We start from the raw sequence: 24,434 nt of genomic DNA, 5'->3' as shown, positions 1-24,434 counted from the left end.
AATCAATTCGCCAAACGAGACGCAAAGGCAGGTGAGTCAAACCATGCATTGCGAGGTAATTTCACCGGTCCGATGGCGTTGCCAATTAAGATGGCAAATAAAATCAACCCCTCGATATTCCAAAGAGGCATGGTGGCGAAGTTCATAATCAAAAATCCCACCATTGATGAACAAAGCATCCAGGCAAACTGCTTGTTCTTAATCCTCATCGCCTGCATTACAAAGCTGGCTGCAGCAAAGAGGAATGTGAGCAGACCAATCAGGCCATACTCATACAAATACGATACGTAGGTGTTGTGAGCGTATTTCGGGAATACGCCGGACCATGATTCGGGTCCCCACCCCACCAGCTGATGTACAAATGAACCGTTCACATACTCATAGATATACAAACTCCAGAGGTACACCCGGGCAGAGAAAATGTCTTTTTCAGCCTCGGAGTAGTAGAACGGTGCCTTGATCAGATCGTCGATACTGGTCAGGAATACAAATACATCAGCAAAACGGTCCTGCATGGTGTACGAGGCCATGAGGAACAACATGCCCATGCCGAAGAACGCGGCAAGGAAAAACACAGTCTGGTAACGCGGTGCGATTTTTGATGACATTGCGGTGTAAGCAAAAATGGCAGCCAGCGGTAATATCGCCAGAACCGAGGTGCGGTAGTTCACCAACACCAGTACTAAACAACCTAATGCAAACAGCGCGCCACGAAATCGTATTGCGCCCGGAGACAGCAAACCCACCACTAAAATAAAGCCGGCGATGATCATCGAAAACGCCGCTTCGTGGTTGTAACCCCCGATATAGCTGGCAGAACCATCGGCTTCAGTGGCTTTCACCTCACCCAGCAGTACTGACATCACAGCGAGAGAAACAGGTAAAAAAAAGCTCGCCAGCAGCTTCTTTAATACAAAATCTTTGTCAGTTTTTCTTATCGCCATGAACATTGCACACGCTATTGATAAGAAAAACATCCACTTAACCATTACGTTAATCAGACCGCTTACTCCGCCGTTAATCAGTCCGCTGGCCACCACAGCAGCGAAGAAAGCGTAAAGGGGCAGCAAAACACGCAACTGGTACACTTTTGGCGGCAGCATCAGTAAACCGGTTGCAGCAATGCCGATTGAAGCGAGGGCATTAATAGAAAATCCGGCAATAAGCGGGTCATAAGTGATTTGATGGAACGCGGAAAGGAAAAAGCGTAACCAAATTGCGACAACTACGAAGGCAAGATACTTATTACAGTGCTGACGAATAGTCTGCCAGACCAGCCAGGCGCTGATTAGGCTGAACAGTAATTTAACGGCCAGAAACATGCTCTGTCTCCGGCAGTGATTGTTCTAATTTAAGCGCTTTAAGCAGTTTTTCGCGGAACACGGCATTACTGAATGTAGCGGCACGTTCAGCACTGCGCTGCTCATAACGCCGTTTGTTTTCGTCCTGCGACATGTAATCCAGAGCACCGGCAACGCCTGATACACTGTTTACTTCACAAATACAGCCGTATGACTGAGCTTCAAATCCTGATACTTTGTAAGGATACTCACCGGTAAGAATTTCAGCAGGACCTGACTCACAGTTGGTCGCCACCACGGCCTTGCCCAAGCACATAGCTTCAGCAATGGCGTTGGGGAAACCTTCAGCGTTCGACGTCGACACAAAAAAATCTGCGCCTTTGATATAAGGATACGGATTGGACTTAAAGCCAAACAAATGCAGACGCCCGCTTAACCCTAAAGACTCAGCCCGTTGCAATAAGGCCTGCTTTTCCTCTCCCTGTCCGAGAATCACGATGTCGTGCCCGACAGAAGAAGCCGCTACGGCTTGCAGCAGCAAATCAAAATTCTTATTGCGAACCAGTCTGCCAGTGCCGATGATGTAGGGCTTTGACGGTAGATCGTCTACTGGTTGTTGTGCCATGGCGCTGATATTGGCCATGTTGTACGGGTTGTAGATAGTTTTAATCCGTTCCCGTTTTACCGAAAAGTTTTCGATAAGGTCCGCTTTTACGCCTTCGCTCACAGCAATTATGCAATCTGCAGAAGGATATGTCGCTTTCACCAGGCAGCGGGAGATAAAATCTTTGATGCCACCGGACAGGTGACTGGATGTATTTACCCGTTCGCTGATCACAGCGCGATACCCGAGGCGTTTAGCCAGAGAGACATTAAGCATATTGGCGCGGGTTAAAAAACTTACGCAGGTGTGCGGCGCTATTTTTTCCAGCGCTTTTTTCAGTGCGCTGTAGCCGCTGTGCAAACTACCTTTCGTATCGAGTACGACCTGATTTACATACTCAGGACACTGCTGTTCCTGCGGCAAATCATCAAGCAGTATCAAATGAACGTTATAGCCAGCACTCTGAAAATCCGCTTCCATGATAGTCAACAACTTACACATCACCCGCTCAGCTCCACCGCCTTCGAGGGAGTTGATAATAAACGCGATGTTGTGTTTTGCCTGTTGCATGTGCTTTTCCCTGCTGGTCACTTCCGACACATATTTAAATGCGATATACGGGGTCTATTCAGCTTTTATGCCAGATCGTAAAATAATGCACGGGCTTTATGTCTGGCTGAAAGAATATCTAAATCCGATGTTCTCTCCCACTAAACCAGTAAAGAGTAAACAACTGATTTTAAATCAATTTTAAAGTTTAGCTTGAGTTCATTTTATGCTTGCAGGCGGATTAAGAATCCATGCACCGAACCCAAAATTACAACTTTAGTATAAGAAATGGCATTTCTGATCTGAATGACTGTTGCTGTGAAGCAACATTTACGCTGTTGATGGCAATTTATTCCCTGTCACATGAATTTTCTCTGCCCGTGTCTCAGTACTTCCTGAAGCAGAGCACATTTATACCGGCTGTCTTTTTGAGTTAAGATGACGGAAAGTCACATCACCGGAAGATTATTCGCCGTGGATAACACACCTCATCCTGTCCATGAGTCACAACTGATCCAAAAACTACTCAGTAAAATGCCACCGGATATTGCCGCATCTTTTTCAGAAGAACAGCTGATAGCCATGAACAAAGCGATTGGCGGGCGCAGCTGGGCCAGACATAAACTGGATGTCCGGGGCACAATCAATATATGGCGGACGAGTTTCTACTTTGTGGTGCTGGCGGGCAAGAACCGCCGCGAATTGTCCCGGCTGGAACAACAGGTTGGACGGGCGACAATGGCTCTGATGTTTGCTCTGTTCATTACATTCAGTGTTCTGAGCGGGCTGCTTATCCTTTATCTGATCAAGTCAGCACTGGGAATTAACTTGTTTGAAAACTTCTCACTGGGGATATGGAGCTGGTTTAAAGCTAACATTCTTAATTAGAGGCTTAAAAATACAAAACCCGCCGGATGGCGGGTTTGTTATAAACATTGTATACGTCAGGCGGTTGCACCAGCCGCAATGATGTTGCCGGGCGTGGTTTTGAACAGAGTATTCGCCACCTCTTCAGAAGCCAGTTCACTGACCACCGCAAAAGCCTCGCCCATATCGTTAGGACGTCGTTTGGTATCATGGGTATCCGATGCTACGAGGTCAATCTGATTATCACGCAACATGTCTTTAGCAATCTTTTCTACATGTTCGCCGAAGCGCCCGGTGAAAGCCCCTGCAGTCACCTGTAACAGACAACCCTGATTGCGCAGCCACTGGATCTTCTCCGGACGCTTCCAAACGTCACGATTCCGCTCAGGATGTGGGATTAAAGGCTGCACGCCTGCATTCAGTAACCAGCGAAATAGTTGATCGAGTCCTGCCGGCATATTGCTGTGGGGCATTTCCAGCAGTAGTACTTTTTTACCACGGTATTCACCCAGATAAGGTAATTTATCCTCCCTGAACCACACCGGCACCATTTCGTTTATCCGCACTTCCCCTGCACGGGACAAAGACAACGGGATCCCTTCTTTATCGACAGCCTCTTTCAGAGCACTGAATCCTGTGGCAATAATTTCGGGGGTATTGTCAAAAGTGCCCCAGTGAACATGCGGTGTGCACACCAGGTGAGTGACTCCGGCTGCAACAGTCTGCCGCGCCATATCCAGAGCCATGTCCATGTCGCGGGCACCATCATCGATACCCGGTATTATATGACTGTGTAAATCAATCACAATTTGTCCTCACACTAAATCAGTTAGCATTGTAACCATACTGGTCATAGAAACCACCATAGCGCTCAGACACATCTGATTTTTTAAGGTCGACCTGGTTCAATACTACGCCGTCAACACGGTGCCCCACTTGCAGGAACCGGCCCAGACCGTTTTTAATCATTTTTTCACTGGTACTGTCAGCACGCACAACATAAATAACCGAGTCACAGCTTTTCGATACAACCATGGCATCAGAGACCGCCTGTGTAGGCGCAGTATCGACAACCACGTATTTGTAGGTTTTCTTAAGATAATTGATCAGTGCTTTGAAGCCGTTACCCGCCAGCAACTCCTGAGGATTTGAAGGAATACTGCCCGCACAAATAATATCAATACCCGATTGCTCGTCATGAACCAGACATTCTTCCAGAGAATGGGTTTTCATGATCAGGTTAGACAGTCCGGGCTGGTAATTAGGTACATCGAACCGCTTGCCAACGGCCGGACGACGTAAGTCGGCGTCGATAAGAATGGTTTTATCCAGTTGACCCAGAGCGAAGGACAGGTTAATAGAAACCGTTGTTTTACCTTCTTTCGGCACTGATGACGTCACCAGTATGGCCTGATTCTGCTTTTCAAGATTTATCAGAGATAAACTGGTACGCAGGGTTCTTACCGCTTCACTGAACTGATGATATTTACTGTCAAAGAAGGCGCGCAGGTCCATGTCTTTACGGCGTTTTACCGAAATAACAGGGATAAGTCCCAACATGCGCTGACCCAATTTCTTCTCAACATCATCCACAGAGCGCACACCGCTGTTCATTGCTTCCAGTACAAAGGCCAGCAGTACGCCGAATCCAAAGCTGGAAATGAATGCCGCCACGATTAGCAGCGTTTTGTTCGGTGCAGTGGGATTATTCGGTACCGGAGCAGGATCCAGCACACGGGCATTTGCTGACTCGAAGCCGCCCATCTCACTGGTTTCTTTCAGACGGGTAAACATGGAATTGTACAACTGCTGGTTGATATCCACTTCCCGCTGTAATGCCCGCCGTGTATTTTCCAGGTTAGACAACTGACGATATTCAGATTTAGCCTCTGAAACTTCTTCCTGCAAAGTCACAACCCGGTCCTGTGAAGCACGATATTGGGTAGTAATACTGGAAATAAGATCGCGGATCTGGGTTTGCAGTGTGTCGCGGACGGAATCCAGTTCCGCATTGGCGGACACCATTTGCGGGTGCTTAGGACCGAATACTTTGCTGAGTTCTGATACACGGCTCATAGCTTCCGCCTCCTGACGACGGACGCTTTGAATATTCGGATGATTCAGTACTTCCGGCAAGCGGGCCAGTGCACTGTAGTCAGCACCGTTTCGCTGAGTTTGTTCGTAAATCGTTCTGTTTTGCTTTAACGTAGTTTCAGCTTTCAGCAATTGATTACTGAGTTGTTCAAGTTCTTCCGCTGCCAGTCCGACAACACCATTGGTAAGATTTACCAGCTGATTTTTCTCATAAAAGTCAGATAAGTCTTTCTCAGCAGAAGTAAGCTTATCCCGCAGGCCTTCCATACTTTCAGTCAGAAAAGAGGTTGCTTTGGTGGTCATTTCCACCTTGGCCTGCAGATAGTTTTCTACATACACATCGCCCATCGTAGTGGCAATGGCGGCTGCCAGTCGCGGAGAATCACTGGTCGCAGTAATATTGATGACCTGTGTATTTTCTACCAGTGACACATTAATAGACTTCATCAATTTATTGATTGCTGCCTGGCGACGCTTTTCTTCACGTTCGCTTTCGGTTAACTCAGTTTTTGGCGCTTTTTCAATGAAAGGCAAATTAGCGAAAAGCCAGGCTTTTGCTTCTTTAATAATTGAGATTTCCCCGTCGGAAGGCGGCATAAATACGGGATCGTTCGCAAGATCCAGCTCATCCACAGCGCGGGCTGCAACCTGCCGGGACTGGATAATTTGATACTGGGTGCGCATGTAGTCTTTGCGGGTCGTGTCAGACTTATACACTTCCTCAATAGACATCACGTTGGCCGGTTGCGATTCAATCAGCAAACTGGCTGTGGCGGAGTAAATAGGGGTCATTTTCATCACCACTATTGCCACCAGTGCAGTAAAGACAATCGCCAACGTAATGATGCGACCAAAATAACGTTTAAATACCTGCCAGTAGTGCGCAAAGTCGATGGTTTCATCATCCAGGATGTTCGCTTGCAGCGAGTCCTTCATTTTCAACGACATACTCTATCCTTTAATTCCATTAATCTTCCCGTTGTCAGCGGGGCTGCAAAATACACTACGCTCAGAAAAAACGTTGCGGAATGGTGATGATGTCACCCGGTTGAATCATGTGACTTACGTTTACCTCAAGGGTGTCCTGGCCACTTTCCAGTTCACGGACAATCTGAATGTCTGAACGGGACGCCCGTTCCGTATACCCGCCGGCTAAGGCTGCGGCTTTGTTCACAGTTAAACCCGGCTGATAGGGATAACCGCCGGGATGTTTGACTTCACCATCAATGAAAAACGGGCGGTACTCAACAATAGACACGGCCACGGAAGGATTAACAAGATAATCCCCCTCCAGACCGGTATAAATCAGTTTTTCTACTTCAGAAAGTGTCAGCCCGACAAGCTTTAACTCACCAAGAAAAGGATAGTTAATCTTACCTACGTCAGGCAGACGGGTTTCCATCGACAAATCACTTTGACCAAACACATTGATCAGCACTTTGTCACCAACACCCAGGCGATAGGAACTCATACTTGCATTTCCTTCCTGCGCGCCGGCAAAACATGCCATGGTCAGCAGAATTAAAGTGGCAAATATCCTTTTCGCATTTGTCATCATTACAAGGTTACCTTTGCTGTTAAACCGTAAACATTTCTGTCGAACTCAATATCGCTGCGGTTACTTTCACGATCGTTCATTGAGTAGTAAAGACCGAAGGTCAACCAGCGACGAAACTCGTAATCAGCCGCTAATGTCAGTTTTTTTGTATCGTCTTCACGTAAGTCTTCTACGTCGCCAACGTAATCATCGTTCATTAATGCCATGGTGGCGGTAGTCGAAAAGCGTTGAACCCAACTATGTTCCCAGCTGATAGCATAGTCTGTGCCACGAATGTAGTCCGCACCGGTGGTGTTTGTTTCGCGGGTGTCCTGTTTTGTGCTGACCGTAAATTCTGAATAGGAGTATGGCAGCCAGCTCATTCCAACTTCCCATGCCAGACCAGAGAAGTCATCACGGCTTGCGGCCTCAAAGGATTTCTCTTTATAGCCAACCTTGGCATAGCTTTGCGTTACTGCGTTAACATCCCAGCTGAAGCCTGCCAGCAGACGATTCTCAATACTATCCAGTGGATTGGCCGGGTTTGCATCATAGTCATAACGTATTTCGTTGCGGTCAGCATCCAGTAACAAATTCGTGCCGTCTACAATGCGATAAACAAATTCGGCACCGTATTTTGTCGTGCTTCTGTCGCGAATAAGATACAGTTCTGTGTCGCCGTCATAGTCCATGTCTTCATAGCCTACTGACAAATCAATACGGCCAAAAGCAGACAATGCACCGTAGGAATAAATGGCTCCGACTTCAGAATTGTTGTAGGTATCCACACTGGTCAGCTCGTTGCCAAAACCGTTCGAATATCTACGGCCACGCTCATCGTGTCCGGCCTCGTAGGTTGCAACGCCCTTGAATCTGTTTCTGTCATTAATTTCAAAGTCGCCCTTAAGGTGAGCGAAATGGTCGGTGTAATCGTCGGCGTCGGTAGAATAGTAGTCCCCGCGCTCAAGGCGGTAGCCCATTTCAATGATATGTCCGTTAAACTCAGTGTAAGCATCAATTTTTGGTGAAACGACTGATACCCAGCTGTCTATTTCATCAGCTTCTTCACTGGCGTACGTCACGTTATCGATATGAAGAACATCGGTGGTCAGGCCGGGTTTTATATCAAACTTCCCCACCTGAATAGCGCCTTCATCCTGCGCATGGGCAACATTGCCGGCAAATAAGGTGACAAGAATTGCGCCTGAAGTCCGTTTAATCATAGTTTCTCCCGGAGTTTGAAATTGAATAGCTACTTTTTCCTTTTGCAAGGAGGCGAGCCCGTTCGTCCGGATGGGACTATGCGATTACTGTGCCATTGCTATCAGTCTATTAGTACTTTTACATTATTTACTATCATCTTCCCAACAAAGTGGAACGGGATCTGCATTAATTCATACAGGAAACGGTTTTATCTGTGACATAAATGATATGAGATACCGGTAGTTATCCTGTAACCCATTGATTATCAAAGAACGTCACGACTCGGAGAGACGAAAAATGAAATTCAATTTGCTGCAGAGCCAGACGCTGAATGGCAACGTTACAAGAATGAGCGATGAACGCAGTGGTCTTTCAGGCTCTTATCAAAGTAGCTTTTCTACTATTTACCGGTTAGTCGACCTGACCGCTATCACATTGTGTTTCTATGTCGCGATGTTCTACTACGCCGTGCCGGTGACCACTGGTGCTTTGATCCTCTTATTCATAAATGTTGTGGCTTTTCAGGTATCCGCTGAAGCGCTGGATTTATACCGCTCTTGGCGTTCCAGCAATACCAGCGCAATGATGAAAATGGCAGCCGTTGCCGGTATTATCAGCTTTGTTGCAACACTGGTTTTCGCGTTTGCATTTGCTCACACGTTGTCCACCACTGTTGCGGTAACCGGAATGTGGTTTGGTGGCTCTCTTATCACTCTGACAAGCTGGCGTTTTGTGATGCGTCAGTTCCTGTTTAAGGTACGCCGCAGCGGGCTTAACAGCCGCTCAGCCATCATCATTGGCGCCACCGAAGCCGGCTACAATATGGCTGTACAGATGATGGAAAACGATCAACTGGGTATTCGTTTCGAAGGGGTTTATGATGACCGTCCTCAGGACCGTGTTACCGGTGAATTTCGTAACCAGATCAAAGGCAGCATTGATGAAGCCATTGAGCTGGCGAAGACCCACAAGGTAGATTATATCTACATTGCTCTGCCTACGGCTGCGGAAGACCGCATTAAAGCGATTCTGGAAAAATGCAGTGATACCACCGCTAACGTGTATCTGATCCCCAACTTCTTTATGTACACACTGCTTAATTCTCGCTGGCAGAGTGTAGGAAATGTTCAGGCTCTGAGTATTTATGACACGCCTTTCCAGGGTGCTAACAACATTCTTAAACGTATTGAAGATGTGGTCGTAAGTACGGGCATTCTTACTGTACTGGCAATTCCCATGTTGTGCATCGCTGCCGCTGTGAAGCTGTCTTCACCGGGTCCTGCAATATTCCGCCAGAAGCGTTACGGCCTCGATGGCAAAGAAATTACAGTGTATAAGTTCCGCTCCATGTCGACACAGGATAATGGTTCTGTGGTAAAACAAGCGACTAAAAATGACCCCCGGGTTACTAAATTAGGAGCCTTCTTACGCCGTACTTCACTGGATGAATTACCTCAGTTTATCAATGTGTTGCAAGGACGGATGTCCATTGTCGGGCCCCGTCCCCACGCCGTAGCGCACAACGAAGAATACCGTAAACTGATCACAGGTTATATGTTGCGACACAAAGTGCGTCCGGGAATTACCGGCTGGGCTCAGGTCAATGGTCTGCGCGGCGAAACTGATACGCTGGATAAAATGGCGAAGCGTGTGGAATATGATCTGGATTATATGCACCGCTGGTCTATCCCGTTTGATTTGAAAATCATTCTGCAAACAGTCACCGGGGGCTTTAGTGACAAAAATGCTTATTAACTCCGGTAAATAAGCACCAGACTGACTAAATAAAAACGCCGCAGCTTGAAAGTTGCGGCGCTTTTTTTTTGAGGCGTGTGTAATCTTTGCGTTGCCAGTTGTACGAGTGCTCAACACACTTTTTTAACAACTATTTCATGCCAGACTGTGTTGCAGTTAAAAATCGTAAACATTGGCACTGTTTAGCAGTCCGTCAGTATTCAATTTTTCTTTTACGCAATCTTCAATTTTTGATTTCTTAAACACATACACTTTATCCTTCTGTCCTGACTGACCGCCCTGAACAAAACCTTTCAGCACAAAAGTCACATGCTCATCATCGGGCAACGCCCGCATCCCGCCGCCAAAGCGACAAAGCGCTTCCCCTATCCCTGCTTCAAAATTACTCAGAAAGGCTTTTGCTGCTTTCAACTGTGCCTGCTTTCGGGCGTCTGCACTTTCCTGTCTTTGCTGCTCGATACTTTCTCTGCGGGCACGCAAAGATCCTTCTTTGCTGCTCAGTGCCGCCAGTTCTTTTTCAAGGGTCTTCACTTCATCTTTGATAGCTTTTGCCCGCGCTTTGTCAGCCTGTCCGGCTTCAAATTCAAGATCTCTTTTACGGCGATCAATATCTCTGCGTTCCCAGGCAATTTCCCTTTCTTCACTTCGTAAGTCATACATCTGTTCTGTAGATTCAGCGAAGGCTTCACCAAACCGGGAGGCAGTCTCGTCAGCAAAGGCTTCCCACTCACGGCTTAATTCAATATCAATTTCACCGTTACTGACGATCGCCGGTACATCAGGAACCGGGGGGATGGGAGGAATGCGATCAACAATATCTGTTATACGCGACATCCAATTACCGTTTCCCGTTGAGGAGACCGTGAATACAACGCCTTGACCTGCCAGATACATAGCTTCCAGTGAACGGTAACGTATTCCCTCTGAACGCTGTTGCTGCTTCAGAGAGGTATCGACAATTCCTTTCACAATTTCAATTTCCTTAGCCAGCCCGGAATAATTCTCAGCGACAGCAAGTCCCGTATGACATGCCGCCACTGTCAATACGGCCAGTGTTGTACGGTTAATGATTTTAGCCAGTTTCGTTTTGTTCAGATTACGCATACCCAAGTCCTCGTATTATTCGGTTACCGGTAAATCCGCGCTGTAGCCATTTTCCATCGCGTTGATTTCCTGTTTAAGATGATTTAACTGGCGGGCCATAAAGCGTTGGTCGTCGTCCCGCTGTTGATTAATAAACTTTACGAATTCAGCAAAATCTTCACGGCGCTCCTGTCTGCCGGATGCCAGTAAATATTGAGTCAGTTGCGCTGAACTCTCTCTTTGCTGGGCAGCCATGGCATCGGCATACTTGCTGAACATCAACTCATTGAGCTGCTGATATTTCTGTAATTTCTCATCGACGATGGCAGCGACTTCGTTTTCTTCGGGAGCCGGCTGACTGAACCCTATCGTCACACCGCCTTCAGAGATCTGTAGCTGAAAGCCACTGACAACTATCACCAGGGCAACCAATGACATCGCCACTGACATGGCCGGCAAGCCCTGCCATTGCCACCACCTCTGTTTTTCAGGAGCCGTAAAGGTACTGTCACGATTCCACTCCGGTACATTCATATTTTCGCCGCTGAGCGTTGCCAGCTCAGTTAAATGCCGTGCAGCGGCAACCCGTTCTGCAAAATCAATATTTTCCGCGCAGAGTGCCTCAAACTGTTCCTGCTCAGTGTTAGTGAGCGTACCTTCCAGCCACCCTGCCAGTAGTTTTTCCTGTTCATGCTTTTGCATGCTCATCCTCCATCAACACTTTCAGTCTGGTCAGCGCACTGTATAAGCGCGACTTCACTGTATTTGGTGATAAACCTGTTTGCTGAGCAATCTCATCAAATGTGAATTGCCCGAAAAATTTAAGCTCGACCACTGCCTTCTGAGCCAGAGGCAGGGTTTGCATTGCTTTTAGCAGTGCCTGACCCGACAAGGTTTCCAGCATGACAGTTTCAGGACAAGGCTGGCCACTGTCTGGTTCCGGTATATCCTCCAGCCCCTGCTCAGGCTTTCTTTTGCGATAGAATTCGATACACCGGTAGTGCGCTACCTTAAATAACCAGCCTTTGAAACTGCCCTCCCCGCGGTAGTTTCCGAGGCTTTTAAATACGGACACAAAAATATCCTGCATCAGATCAGCGGCGTCATCTCTGCTGCCTGTCATACGAACCCCGTAACTGAACACAGCTTTTTCATAGCGTTTAATCAGTGTTATCCACGCCCGCTTCTGCCCTTTCAGCGCGCTGGCCACAAGCTGGTCGTCGTGTTTTTCAAACACGTGCATTCCTTATTACTGTTTAATTGGTTTTCCGGCGGACAGTTATGCCTGCTTTGCCGCTTTTTCTCTGAAGCTTACAAGTAAAGTCGGAGTGACAAAGGAAATAGTTTGAAGTGTTTTTAAATTTTATCGAAAAAGGTAACGGAGACGATTTTTGACTCATCCGGGAGGGGGATTACGAAAGGAGCTGACGGCCAGAAATCATGCGGATTGCGGGCCGTCCATAAAGTAGAATTATTTGAGTACCGGAACCGGTAATAAAGGCGACAGTACTTCACCAATTCTTCTGAACAAACGCATCCGTGTGGTACCGGAACGCCATACCAGGCCAATCTCCCGGTATGCATTATCTTCCGCGGGTAATGCTTTCAGTTCAGTATTTTTAATGATGTTCTGATTCAGTGCCAGTTCGGGCATAAAAGTATAGCCCAGTTTACTGTTAGCCAGTTGCACCAGTGTATATAAACTGCTGGCAGCCAGACTGCTTACCTGCTCACGATGCTGCAGATTACAGGCGCTTACGGCATGGCCGGTCATACAGTGTTCCTGTTGTAACAGGAAAATACTGTTGTTAGGCAGAGTCGTAATATCAAAGGGTTCCGGCAATGTGCTGGCAAGACTTTCGTGAGCCACGAGGTGAAACGGATCATGGCCCAGCACCATCTGCTTGCATCCAGGTGTTTCCATCGGCAACGCAAGAATAAGCAAATCTAGTTGGCCATCAGTGAGTTGCTGAAGCAAGTTGTGGGTTGTGTCTTCCTGAAGCTCCAGACTGATGTCCGGCAGAAATGTTTTGAATGCGCCAATCATGCCTTCAAACATGAACGGTGCTATGGTGGGGATCACGCCCAGCTTCAGCTTACCTTTTTCCCAGTTACCGGCATTCTGCGCGAATTCCACCAGTTCACCGGCTTCCTGCAGCAACACTTTACTGCGCTCAACAATCTCCAGTCCAAGCGAAGTAAAGACAAACGTCTTGTGCTCCCGCTCCAGTAACTGACTGCCAAAGTGCTCTTCCAGATTCTGGATGGCGGTACTCAGTGTCGACTGGCTGACATTACATCGCTGGGCAGCACGGTGAAAATGCTGTTCCTGATGCAAGGTCACCAGATAATGCAGATGTTTCAGGTTAGGCCATTTCATAGTCATAAATCAGATTAAAAAACGATAATTTAATCTAACATAAGGATTAAAGGCACTACAACAATTATCCATGCTTTCCTCTGGTTTGAAGCATCAAGTGTGCAGATTGGTGAAATGTATAAAATCCGTCACCAAATATTCATCAACAGGGGCTGATGCGGGATTATTTAAAAACTATAATTAAAAAGATAATGTATAAATTTGATCACAGCAGTTTTGTGCTTCCGGTAAGACGTGTCATTTTCTGCCGGAAAAGGAGGGAATAAATGAAAGGGCAATTTACTAATATACTGTGCGTGTTGCACGACACACACGGCCAGGATGTGCTGGTGGAACGGGCGATGCAAATTGCTAACAAGCATAACGCATCACTGACTATCATGCTGGCACTTGAGGCACTTCCCCCTAATGCCCGTATGATCATGCAGTCCTTTGAATACCTGGAGTCAGATTCATCGCTGACTCAGTCTGCACAAAGCTGGCTGGATGAGCAGATTGCAGTCTGGAGCAAACAATACCCGGCCAAAGGCATTGTCAGCACCGGTCACCGGTTTATCAATATTATCCGGCAGGTAGTGTCGGCGGGCCATGATCTGGTTATTAAGCTGAATGAAAACGACGTTGTCAGTAAAATTACCGGCAGTGATGACAGGCACCTGCTGCGCAAGTGCCCCTGCCCTGTCTGGATCATGCACAAAGTACGCACCACATCGCTACAAAACGTAGTGGCAGCCGTCGATGTAAATTATCACTACCCTCAACACGAAGTGGCTATCCGCAAACAACTGGCTCTGGATATCCTCAATACGGCCTGGCGTGTGGCTGAAGCGGAAAATGCCTCACTGCATGTTGTGCATGTGTATGACGCGGTGCCTGAAAATATCCTGCGGCAGGGCTTTATCAGCGTTGATGAAGACGCGGTGCAGCACGATTTAAGCAAAATCAAACTGGAGCGAGAAGAAGAGGTCAACCGGTTGCTGGGACTGATTGCTCTGGATCACAACGACGAAGCACCAACCATAGCGGAACCTGCCGTTCACCTTGTGCGGGGCTATCCCCGCCGTGACATTGCCGCTACAGCAAATGCATGTAACGCCGACCTTATTGTGATGGGAACATTGTCCCGTCTTGGCGTGCCCGGATATATCATGGGTGGTACCGCAGAAGAAACCATTGAGCAGATTGATTGCGCGGTGGTGGGCTTAAAGCCTGACGGCTTTGTAACACCGGTGGATGTTGACGGCTAAATCACAACGAGCGGAAGATTTGTGGCCGGATTTGAGCGCCGGCCTGTAACGAAAAAAGCGAAACGGTGGCTGTTTCGCTTTTTTGTTAGTCAGGTTTCAACTGTCAGGCAATCAGCTTTGCGGCTTACTCAACGCCAAACCAGGCCTTAAGGCCAAAGAAGCATATAATCGCCAGAATGGCACCTGCAGGCAGCGTAATAATCCAGGAGACGACAATATTGCGTACAATACCCAGATTAAGTGCTGAAACACCCCGTGCCATACCCACACCTAACACCGCGCCCACCAGGGTTTGCGTAGTGGAGATAGGCAAACCTGTGCCCGAAGCAATAACAACCGTACAGGCAGCAGCAAGCTCTGCAGCAAAGCCACGGCTCGGTGTCAGATGGGTGATCCCCTGACCGATAGTTTTAATAACACGATGACCGAATAACGCCAGGCCAGCCACAATACCTAAACCACCCAGTGGCAGGATCCATGGCGCAAGCTCTGAGTTTGCGTTAATTTCACCGCCAGAGGTAACCACACTGACGACTGCCGCCAGCGGACCAATGGCATTGGCTACATCATTTGAGCCGTGAGCGAAAGCCATACAACAGGCCGTTACTACCATCAGCATTGCGAATATCTTTTCGATATTGGCACTTTGAATATCAGCACTCTGATTTTCAGAAAATGTCATGCGGGAAATCGCATACCGGCCCAGGCCTGCCAGCATAATGGCAATAACAACGGCCAGCACATATCCCATTTCCGGAGACAGTGTCAGACCAACATGTTTGAGGCCTTTCTTGATGGTAACCAGCGACATGACGAAGCCTGCCAACCCCATGTAAAACGGTACAAAGCGTTTGGCGTTTTTAAACGGCGTGGCCGTATCAAAAATAAGCTTATGCGCACTGATGAAAATAAGATAAGCAATGATGCCGGAAATAGCAGGTGTCACCACCCAGCTACCAACAATGCCGCCCACTTCGCCCCATTCAACGGCATCCATACTTACGCCGGTGGCAGTGAATCCGATGATGGCACCAATGATAGAGTGCGTAGTTGATACAGGCCAGCCTAACCAGGACGCCAGTCCCAGCCAGATACCTGCGGCAAATAACGAGGCAATCATCCCCAGAACCAGATAATCCGGCCTGTCGGTGAAGAACATGGGATCGATGATCCCCTTACGAATAGTGCTGGTGACTTCCCCACCCGCCAGATAAGCTCCGGCAAATTCGAAAATCATCGCAATGATAATTGCTTGCTTGATGGTTAAGGCTTTAGATCCTACCGATGTACCCATTGCATTGGCTACATCATTGGCACCGATCCCCCACGCCATTATAAAGCCGACTACCGCGGCCAGGATAATAAGCGTCATGCCATAACTTTGCAGAAGTTCCACAGGTCTCGCTCCTGGATTATTCGCTGACTAAGCTAGAAAACGCCATTTGGCGCAAAGTAAAGGAGGTTTTATCTTCGCAGTCGAAAATGACAACCGGCGCTAACGGTGTGATATCTGGCATAGATTATTTTTTAAACGTTTCCAATTCGGCTGCGGCGCATGATAACGAAATTCAATCCAATGCAATAGTGTAAATTTGCGGAATAAGTTAAATCGCAATAAAACTACGCGCGTCCGCTTATTTATACACCAAATATTTCAATTTTGTGACAGATCGCCGCTAACTCAGGTGCTTTAATTTCTGTTGCATGTTCTCTAACGGTGAATGCCGCACATCGGTTCCCCGCGATAAGTAAACAACATACTCACAAATATTCTTACAGCGGTCACCAATCCGTTCCAGAGAACGTAATGCCCACAGTACTTCCAGCCAGTCCTGCATATCGTCGGTACTTTTCTGCATTTCTCCGGTGGTGTATTTAAGTAACTTCTTATATTCAGCATCAATGCGGTTGTCCTGCTCATACACTTCCAGCGCGGAATTTTCATTTTGCCGCGCCAGTGCATCGAAGGTACCCCGCATCATTTGTACAACACGGTCGCCAATCAGAATCATGCTGCTTTTAATCGTTTCTGAAGCCGGCAGCTTATTTTTAGTTACCAGACGGGCTATCCGTTCTATCTCATCACCCATGCGCTCAATATCGGTAATGGCTTTCGACACCATCATCACCAGCCGTAAATCGGAAGCGGTGGGATGTCTTCTGGCTATGATGCGTAAGCACTCCTCATCAATCTGCATTTCCATGGCATTGATCTTGAGATCATTTAATATAACTTTTTCAGCCAGACCGGCATTATTCTGTTTAATCGCCCGCAGGGTATCCACCAGTTGCAGCTCGACTTCCCCTCCCATGGTAAGCACGGAATTTCTGAGGTTCTCCAGCTCAGTATTAAACTTGCCGGAGATATGGGTATTTAACGCAATCTGACGTGGCATGAATATCTCCCGTTAACCGTAACGGCCTGTAATATAATCTTCTGTCTGTTTATGTTCGGGCATGGTAAAGAGTGAATCGCTGTCAGCATATTCAATCAGTTTCCCCTGATGCAGGAATGCCGTGTAATCAGAAACCCGCGCAGCCTGTTGCATATTATGGGTGACAATCACGATAGTGCATCGTTTCTTCAGTCCGGCCATCAGCTCTTCGATAAACAGTGTGGTCAGCGGATCCAGTGCCGATGTAGGCTCATCCAACAACAGGATCTCCGGCTTCAACGCCAGCGCCCTGGCGATAACCAGCCGCTGCTGCTGACCACCAGACAAAATATGTGCTGATTCAAACAGCCGGTCTTTAACTTCTTCCCATAATGCTGCCTCTTTAAGCGACTGTTCGACGGCATCATCAAGAAAACGTCTTACCCGTATTCCCTGCAAACGCAAACCATAGCAGACATTGTCATAAATGCTCATAGGGAACGGATTGGGTCGCTGAAACACCATGCCGACTTTAGTACGCAGTTGAGACACGTTTTCCTTACGACCATTAATATCCCGGCCGCCAATGTAAATGCTGCCGTCGTATCGACAATCAGCAACCAGGTCATTCATCCGGTTGAAAGCGCTGATAAGGGTAGATTTACCGCAACCGCTTTGTCCGATAAATGCCGTTATACGGTTCTTCGGAATGCTCATGCTGATGTCCTGCAGCACATGCTTCTGACCAAAGCGCAGATTAAGATGCTCCACCTTAATGGCCGTATCGTCATCATTCAGGTGATGGACATCCAGCGTTTCATGTTCAAATAACTTCAGCATAATCAGCTCGCTAAGTACCGTTTTCTTAACCGTGCTCTGAGTAACACCGCCAGAATATTAAGAATGAGCACCACCAGCAATAACAGCAAACAGGTGGCGAACATCATGGAAGCCCCTTCTGCGTCAGTCTGGCTGTGGAAAGCACCGTCGTATATCAGCACACCCAGATGCATAAATTGCCTTTCCAGATGGAGATAGGGAAACTCGCCGTCGAAAGGTAAGTTCGGCGCAAACTTCACAGCCCCCACCAGCATCAGTGGTGCAACTTCGCCGGCAGCCCGCGCAATCGCCAGGATGACACCGGTCATGATGCCGGGCGAGGCCATGGGCAATACAGTATGCATAATGGTTTCCGCCTTCGTCGCTCCCAGGGCGTAGCTTCCCGCCCGCAATCCCCGCGGTACCCTGCGCAGTCCCTCTTCTGTAGCAACAATCACAACAGGGAGAGTAAGAATTGCCATGGTCAGCGCAGCCCAGAATAGTCCGGGCGTTCCCATAGTTGGCGAGGGTAATGTGTCTGAGAAGAACAACGAATCGATGTTACCGCCCACAATATAAACAAAGAAGCCCAGGCCGAATACGCCATAAACAATGGAAGGCACACCCGCCATGTTCGACACACTGATGCGGATGGTTGCTGTGAGGATATTATCCGGCGCATATTCATTGAGGTACACCGCGGCCAGCACACCAAAAGGCGTCACAATGATGGTCATGATAAATACCATCAACACTGTGCCGAACAGCGCGGGGAACACGCCACCGGCGGTATTGGCCTGCTTGGGTGCCTGGATCAGGAACTGTCCGATATGACTCAGCGTAACCCCGATTTTACCGGCAATGCCAAGCTGCCCCGGAAAAATCATTTCCTGTATGCTCGCCACCGGAATCGCAATGACTGAACCGTCAGCCATGGCAATATGCAGTGTGTAACTGTCCCGCTCGGTTTCCAGTGCAATAATTTTGCTTTGCCACTGCCGGAAGGCGTCATTCAGTTTTTCCCGCGCCGGCGCATCTGCAGCCACTCCCCGCGCATCCAGTTCCGCCAGTTTCTGATGGATCCCTGACAACCAGCGGGTACGTAAATCATCAATACTGTCTTCCAGACGGCTGACTTTTTCTGTGACCGTGCCGTAGGCTGACTCATCGAAAACATGCTGCCCGCTGGCAGTGATCTGCACCGGCACCCCCAGTACAGACAGCCCGTCATTGAGGGTTATGTCGGCACTGTTCACCGATTCCACCAGCGTAAGCGTGCGATCTTCGTCTACAAGCGCCTGTGTACCGTGGGGATTTTGCTCCGACGAATACACCACCCAGCGCACGGTGTTATTGTTTTCCTTGTACTCACTGAAAACCTGGGCGTAAACCGACCTGGCCTCTTCCGTCTGCTCATCGATAAACGTAAGTGAATATACCGGTGCAGGCCAGAAATAAGCGACACCCCGGTAAATGATCAGGGCGAGAATACTGACAAGCGCCAGCAATAAAAGCGTGGTTAAAAATGCGGTGAAGCTGATAACAAACGACTGACGCTGTGCCGGCGTCATAATGGCTTCAATTTTTGTTTTAATCATGACGGGCATTCACCCGGAGTTTTTGCCGCAACAGTTCAGCCAGCGTATTCACAATGAACGTGAAGCCGAACAGGATACAGGCAGTTAAAAATAAGATCTGATAGTGCGCGCCCTGCACGTCGGTTTCCGGCAGTTCGATAGCCAGGTTCGCGGTAAGTGCCCGCAGTCCCTCCAACAGACTCCAGTCAGATACCGGCGTATTCCCTGTGACCATCAGTACGATCATGGTTTCACCAAAGGCGCGGCCAAAACCGAGCATAATCGCTGCCAGAATACCGGGCATGGCCATTTGCAACACCACGTATTGCAATGTCTGTAGCCGTGTTGCCCCCAGCGCAAAAGACGCATGCTTAAGATAATCCGGTACCCCGCTGATTGCATCTTCAGCCAGCGAATAAATTGTCGGGGAAATGGCCACGCCGAGGGCCAGCGCAACCACGATTGTGGTTTTTCCTACCGGTGTTTCAGACGATGCCGACATGGCTTCAAAACCGTCTACGCCCGCCAGACTGAATATCCATTCAGGCGCCCATTGCATGCTGACATACCCCAGACAAAATACCATCAAAGGCAAAACAACCAGTTCTGTGCCCTGACGCAATACATGGGGTAATTTTCGCGCTACGCGGTTTTGTACAAAAGCCGCTGCAAATAAAATCAACGGCACAACCACAAGGAAAAACGCAAAGGAAAAAAGTACCCTCTCAGCCATAGGAGCCAGCCAGATAGCGGCCACAAAGCCGATAAGCACAGAGGGCACTGCTTCCAGCAATTCCAGAGCCGGCTTCAGCCAGTGCCTGAGTGCCGCTCTGGAGAAATATGCAGAATACACCGCAGCCCCCACGGCTACAGGTATCGCAATAATAAGAGCCAGCACTGAAGCTTTCAGACTGCCGATTAATAGTGGCACAAGGCTGTATTTTGTTTCCTGATAATCTGAGCCACTGGTGGTTTGCCAGATGGTTCCGTCTTCTTGGTATCCTTCATATTGCTGAGGACTGAATAACGAGGACCAGGTTGTGATACCGGTGAGCCAGTTAATTTTTTCCACGGATACACCGATGTCTGACCACAGATAAAGCCGCTGTCCGTACCAGCTGATATGACTTTGTGGCATTGCATTCCTGAAATGGCTTACCACTTCACCGGTGACTCTGTTCATCAGCAACACCTGTTGTTGCTTTGTGAGCAGCGCCAGACCGTTGGTGGTTGCATGGGCAGTCACATCAGCGGGGAGCTGCTTTTCTGGCAGTGTAGTGGTCCAGGTCGGGTAGTACCGCATCTTACCGTCAGTATTCTGCAGCACCCAGCGGGTTAATTTCCCTTCCGGCGACGCCGTCAGCACGGTGCGATCTTTTGGCAGGCTGTGCCACCAGGAAACCGGCTCTCTGGTGAGCTTTTCTTCAGGAGCGCCTTTCAGGGGATATTGTCCGAGCACGCCATTCTCATAAACCAGCGTGATGCCACTGCCGGGCAAAGGCAGTACACTGGAATCAGAGGAATAATGATGATCCGTTATTTTCACCGGGTTTCTGCGGTTTACCCAGCGGACGAAAATTTGAGACGGCGTGTGAACAACGGCGACAATCCACTGCTCCCCTAATTCAATTTGCCAACGGATGCGCCCATGCCAGATATCCTGCGGTAATGCAAAGCTGATTAATCCGGCGCCGATTGTTCGCGGCTCGCCGGCATTAAATTGTGGTTCAGCGGTACTCAGAGCCAGCGACTGTACTTCAACAATCCTTACCTGACCGGAAGAGGAGACATCAGCAATGAAATGTTGTCCGGTTTCACTTACCACGCGGGTTTCATGATCGCAGGGACGAATATAGTCATGAAAAGGCTCAAAGCCTGTTTTTGTGCCGTTCAGCGCCAGCATTTTCACCCGACATTCATCTGACCGCGTCATTAACGGCTGACCTTCCATCAGATCGCCACTGGCCAGAACCGCCTGTCCCTGCTGTATCTGTTCCGGGCTGAGTGACGCACTGGTCACATTAACTACAACAGGGCGCATAGCCAGTGGCATTGCCTGTGAAATAAGGTGAGTAATGAGCAATACCAACGTGAACAGCACCATGCCACCAAACAGTGTCACGATGAATGTCAGGCGCCTGTCTTTACGCTGCCTTTTCTTAATTTGTTTGTCCGCAGGTGACTTCATTATTGTAAAAGCAACTTTTGCCTGATTTTTCAGAAGATCAGATAGGGTTGATTGCCAATGATGTGTTATTTTAATACTTCTAATCAAGTGAAAGTTACGCAGTCTCTCTGCGCCAACCCACTCGTCAGCACCGTTGCCGGGTGCCGTCATTCAAAATAACAGGAGTGCCAATGCAACCTCTGATCATTACTATCATGGGCAAGGACAAACCCGGTCTGGTTGATGCCCTTGCCAAGTGTGTTTATCGTCACGATGCCAACTGGTTGGGCAGCAGCTTTGCACATATGGCTGGCCTGTTTACCGGTTTCGTTGAGGTACATGTTCCCAAAGAAAAACACGATGATTTGGTATCGGCCTTAGACAGCCTGCCCGATTTAACTGTGCAGTCTGTCACTGTTGCTGAGAATTCTCAGACCTTCAGCGACACCCTTAAAGTAGAAATCATGGGTAACGATAAGCCCGGCATCGTACAGGAACTGACAAATATTCTAAACCAGTTCAACCTGAATATTGTCTCTTTTGATTCCCGTTGCGAGAGCGCCCCCAACTGGGGAAGCCTGATGTTTAAAGCTAAAGCGGTCATCGCCGTGCCGGAGTCATTTGACGACAGTGCACTGCAGACAGCGCTGGAAGGTATCGCGAACGACCTGGTTGTCGACATCAACACCAGCGTATAACGCTGCGAAAATCACCTCCGGTTCCGTGCCGGAAACCCCGCCTGTCACACGGTTGTCACGGATAAGTGGCAGGCTTTGCAACTTTTGAATTGTAAAACCGTAAGTATGGAACACAACGAACTGTATTACCCCAAAGAACTTAGCTGGCTGGCCTTTAATGAAAGGGTGCTGCAGGAGGCTGCCGATAAAAATAATCCGGCAGTGGAGCGCATTCGCTTTTTGGGCATTTATTCGAACAACCTGGACGAATTCTACCGTGTCCGCGCCGCCGACGTAAAACGTCAAATCACGATTGCAGAAGACAATGGCAGTGATGATGAAGCCAATAAACTGATGGCTTTAATGGCGGAAATTCAGAAGAAAGTGGTACACCTTTCCAACAAGTTCGATGAAATTCACAAAGATGTGCTGAAGGCTCTGGCCCGTTACAACATTTTCATTCTGCGAAAAGATGAACTGAACGATTACCAGCGGGTGTGGTTGCGCAACCTCTTCGTCAATAAAATTCTGCGCCACATTGCGCCTATCCTGATTGATAAAAAAACCGATCTGCTGAGCCGCCTTAACGGCACATCCGTTTACTTGTATGTTGCATTACGTCGCACAGGCAAAAATACCCGATACGCCGTTGTTCAGGTGCCCACGTCAGAAACCTCACGGTTTATCGTCATTCCGCCGGAAAAAAGCCGTAAGAAAAAGCACATTATTTTGCTGGATGACGTCATTCAGCTTTGTCTTGAAGAAATATTCCGTGGCTTCGTGAAATACGATTCTCTTGAAGCTTATTCCTTTAAAATGACCCGCGACTCTGAATACTCCATCAATGACGAAATTGATGAGAGCTATATGGACAAGATGTCCGAGAGTATGAAGCAACGCCTGATCGCCGAACCTGTACGTGTTATCCACGACTACTCCATGCCGGAAGACATGGTAGTGGATTTACGTAAACGCCTGAAAGTCACTAAGCTGGACACCATGCATGCTGCAGGTCATTACCGGAACTTCAAAGACTTCATCGGCTTTCCAAATGTAGGCCGCGAGTACCTGGAAAATCCAAAGCTGCCGGCCATCGACACGAAGATGTTTTCCACGCACAACACCGTCTTCGATGCCATTACCGCTCACGATATTCTGCTGTACTATCCGTATCACCGCTTCCTGCATTTCACCGAGTTTTTACGTCAGGCAGCGTTCGACCCGAGCGTAAAGTCTATTCGAATAAACATTTACCGGGTAGCAAGCAACTCGCGGATCATTAACTCACTCATTGATGCGGTAGACAACGGCAAGAAAGTAACCGTTGTCGTAGAGCTTCGTGCCCGTTTCGATGAAGAAGCCAACATTGAATGGTCCCGCCGGATGACAAACGCGGGTATCCGCGTTGTGTTAGGCGTTCCTACGTTAAAAATTCACAGTAAGCTGTGTCTGGTAACCCGTGAGGAACGGGGATCGCTGGTCAATTACGCGCACTTCGGTACCGGTAACTTTAACGAGAAAACCGCCAAGATTTATACCGACTTCAGTTTGTTTACCCGCAATCAGGAACTGGCAGAAGAAGCCGCCAGTGTATTTGATCTCATTCAGTACCCGTACCGCCGCTATAAGTTCCAGCATCTGCAAATTTCGCCGCTGAACAGCCGTAATAAAATTCAGTCGCTAATCCGCCAGGAAATTCAGTATTTGAAGGAAGGCCACAAAGCCCAGATCACCTTCAAAATAAACAACCTGGTAGACAAGGAGCTGATTGACGACCTGTACCGCGCCAGCCAGGCCGGCATGAAGATTCGCGGTATTGTGCGGGGTATGTGTTCACTGGTCCCGGGTCTTCCGGGCATCAGCGAAAACATCACTATTACCAGCATCGTCGACCGGTTCCTGGAACACCCCAGGGTGATGGTATTTGAGGGTGGCGGTGACAGAAAAGTATTTATCTCATCAGCGGACTGGATGACCCGTAACATGGACAACCGGATTGAAGTAGGTTGCCCGGTATACGATAAACGTCTGCAACAGCAAATTGTCGATGTCCTTGAGCTACAATTTAAAGACACGTTGAAAGCGCGGGTGATTGACAAGGAACAGACGAATAAGTACGTTCGTAGGGGTAACCGTAAAAAACTACGCTCACAGATAGAAATCTATGACTATCTTAAGCGTCTCGAAGATGAGTAACGC

At 48.3% G+C, this 24,434-nt stretch carries 20 protein-coding genes; 5 read left to right on the top strand and 15 right to left on the bottom strand.

The window, feature by feature from the left end:
* Nucleotides 1–2: 2 nt before the first annotated feature.
* Both J3369_RS05165 and J3369_RS05160 read right to left on the bottom strand, forming a co-directional pair.
* Complete coding sequence (locus J3369_RS05165) at nt 3–1,322, bottom strand: O-antigen ligase family protein (RefSeq protein ID WP_349584516.1); 1,320 nt, start codon at nt 1,320–1,322, stop codon at nt 3–5.
* Complete coding sequence (locus J3369_RS05160) at nt 1,306–2,475, bottom strand: glycosyltransferase (protein WP_349584513.1); 1,170 nt, start codon at nt 2,473–2,475, stop codon at nt 1,306–1,308. The genes J3369_RS05165 and J3369_RS05160 overlap by 17 nt, the downstream gene beginning before the upstream one ends.
* A 453-nt stretch (nt 2,476–2,928) precedes the next feature.
* Between J3369_RS05160 and J3369_RS05155 the strand changes: the two genes are divergently transcribed.
* The gene (locus J3369_RS05155) at nt 2,929–3,342 is read left to right on the top strand and encodes a 3-phosphoshikimate 1-carboxyvinyltransferase (RefSeq protein ID WP_303573620.1); all 414 of its coding nucleotides are present in this window, start codon (nt 2,929–2,931) and stop codon (nt 3,340–3,342) included.
* Nucleotides 3,343–3,398: 56 nt separating this feature from the next.
* Here J3369_RS05155 and J3369_RS05150 read toward each other — a convergent pair whose 3' ends face one another.
* The 4 genes from J3369_RS05150 to J3369_RS05135 form a co-directional block, all read right to left on the bottom strand.
* Entirely contained in the window at nt 3,399–4,127 is a 729-nt protein-coding gene (locus J3369_RS05150) for a tyrosine-protein phosphatase (RefSeq protein ID WP_349584510.1), read from the bottom strand.
* A 19-nt stretch (nt 4,128–4,146) separates the two neighbouring features.
* Complete coding sequence (locus J3369_RS05145) at nt 4,147–6,363, bottom strand: GumC family protein (protein WP_349584507.1); 2,217 nt, start codon at nt 6,361–6,363, stop codon at nt 4,147–4,149.
* 61 nt (nt 6,364–6,424) lie between these two features.
* Nucleotides 6,425–6,973 carry a polysaccharide biosynthesis/export family protein gene (locus J3369_RS05140; protein WP_502877411.1) on the bottom strand — a complete coding sequence of 183 codons (549 nt, stop codon included), beginning with the start codon at nt 6,971–6,973 and terminating at the stop codon, nt 6,425–6,427.
* Nucleotides 6,973–8,175, bottom strand: a complete 1,203-nt coding sequence (locus tag J3369_RS05135) for an outer membrane beta-barrel protein (protein ID WP_349584504.1) — start codon at nt 8,173–8,175, stop codon at nt 6,973–6,975. The genes J3369_RS05140 and J3369_RS05135 overlap by 1 nt, the downstream gene beginning before the upstream one ends.
* 328 nt (nt 8,176–8,503) lie before the next feature.
* Between J3369_RS05135 and J3369_RS05130 the strand changes: the two genes are divergently transcribed.
* Nucleotides 8,504–9,910, top strand: a complete 1,407-nt coding sequence (locus tag J3369_RS05130; RefSeq protein ID WP_349584577.1) for an undecaprenyl-phosphate glucose phosphotransferase — start codon at nt 8,504–8,506, stop codon at nt 9,908–9,910.
* A 156-nt stretch (nt 9,911–10,066) separates the two neighbouring features.
* Here J3369_RS05130 and J3369_RS05125 read toward each other — a convergent pair whose 3' ends face one another.
* From J3369_RS05125 to J3369_RS05110, 4 genes are all read right to left on the bottom strand, one after another.
* Complete coding sequence (locus J3369_RS05125; protein WP_349584501.1) at nt 10,067–11,014, bottom strand: hypothetical protein; 948 nt, start codon at nt 11,012–11,014, stop codon at nt 10,067–10,069.
* 15 nt (nt 11,015–11,029) lie between these two features.
* Nucleotides 11,030–11,695, bottom strand: coding sequence for a hypothetical protein (locus J3369_RS05120; protein ID WP_349584498.1), 666 nt, complete (start codon nt 11,693–11,695; stop codon nt 11,030–11,032).
* The gene (locus tag J3369_RS05115) at nt 11,682–12,230 is read right to left on the bottom strand and encodes an RNA polymerase sigma factor (RefSeq protein WP_119500243.1); all 549 of its coding nucleotides are present in this window, start codon (nt 12,228–12,230) and stop codon (nt 11,682–11,684) included. Before J3369_RS05115 ends, J3369_RS05120 begins: the two co-directional genes overlap by 14 nt.
* A 234-nt stretch (nt 12,231–12,464) precedes the next feature.
* The gene (locus tag J3369_RS05110; RefSeq protein ID WP_119500242.1) at nt 12,465–13,373 is read right to left on the bottom strand and encodes a hydrogen peroxide-inducible genes activator; all 909 of its coding nucleotides are present in this window, start codon (nt 13,371–13,373) and stop codon (nt 12,465–12,467) included.
* A 266-nt stretch (nt 13,374–13,639) separates the two neighbouring features.
* Here J3369_RS05110 and J3369_RS05105 point away from each other — a divergent pair, with 266 nt between their 5' ends.
* Nucleotides 13,640–14,620: a universal stress protein gene (locus J3369_RS05105; RefSeq protein WP_349584494.1), complete on the top strand. Its 981-nt coding sequence runs from the start codon at nt 13,640–13,642 to the stop codon at nt 14,618–14,620.
* A gap of 124 nt (nt 14,621–14,744) precedes the next feature.
* Here J3369_RS05105 and J3369_RS05100 read toward each other — a convergent pair whose 3' ends face one another.
* From J3369_RS05100 to J3369_RS05080, 5 genes are all read right to left on the bottom strand, one after another.
* Nucleotides 14,745–16,016 (bottom strand): inorganic phosphate transporter, encoded by a 1,272-nt coding sequence (locus tag J3369_RS05100; RefSeq protein WP_349584491.1) that lies wholly within the window; start codon nt 16,014–16,016, stop codon nt 14,745–14,747.
* A 280-nt stretch (nt 16,017–16,296) separates the two neighbouring features.
* Nucleotides 16,297–17,016 (bottom strand): phosphate signaling complex protein PhoU, encoded by a 720-nt coding sequence (phoU, locus tag J3369_RS05095; protein ID WP_119500239.1) that lies wholly within the window; start codon nt 17,014–17,016, stop codon nt 16,297–16,299.
* Nucleotides 17,017–17,028: 12 nt separating this feature from the next.
* Complete coding sequence (gene pstB / locus J3369_RS05090) at nt 17,029–17,835, bottom strand: phosphate ABC transporter ATP-binding protein PstB (protein ID WP_119500238.1); 807 nt, start codon at nt 17,833–17,835, stop codon at nt 17,029–17,031.
* Between the two features lie 2 nt (nt 17,836–17,837).
* Nucleotides 17,838–19,412, bottom strand: coding sequence for a phosphate ABC transporter permease PstA (pstA, locus tag J3369_RS05085; RefSeq protein ID WP_349584487.1), 1,575 nt, complete (start codon nt 19,410–19,412; stop codon nt 17,838–17,840).
* Nucleotides 19,405–21,579 carry an ABC transporter permease subunit gene (locus J3369_RS05080; RefSeq protein WP_349584484.1) on the bottom strand — a complete coding sequence of 725 codons (2,175 nt, stop codon included), beginning with the start codon at nt 21,577–21,579 and terminating at the stop codon, nt 19,405–19,407. Before J3369_RS05080 ends, pstA begins: the two co-directional genes overlap by 8 nt.
* A 170-nt stretch (nt 21,580–21,749) precedes the next feature.
* On the opposite strand from J3369_RS05080, the gene J3369_RS05075 reads away from it, so the two are divergent.
* Both J3369_RS05075 and ppk1 read left to right on the top strand, forming a co-directional pair.
* Complete coding sequence (locus J3369_RS05075; RefSeq protein WP_119500236.1) at nt 21,750–22,256, top strand: glycine cleavage system transcriptional repressor; 507 nt, start codon at nt 21,750–21,752, stop codon at nt 22,254–22,256.
* Between the two features lie 105 nt (nt 22,257–22,361).
* Nucleotides 22,362–24,431 carry a polyphosphate kinase 1 gene (gene ppk1 / locus J3369_RS05070; RefSeq protein ID WP_303573633.1) on the top strand — a complete coding sequence of 690 codons (2,070 nt, stop codon included), beginning with the start codon at nt 22,362–22,364 and terminating at the stop codon, nt 24,429–24,431.
* The last annotated feature ends 3 nt before the right edge of the window (nt 24,432–24,434 follow it).

The sequence above is a fragment of the Alteromonas sp. NFXS44 genome, from assembly GCF_040148705.1.
Taxonomy (GTDB): domain Bacteria; phylum Pseudomonadota; class Gammaproteobacteria; order Enterobacterales; family Alteromonadaceae; genus Alteromonas.
The sequence above is the reverse complement of the archived record's forward strand: the minus strand, read 5'-3'. Positions and strand labels throughout refer to the sequence as shown.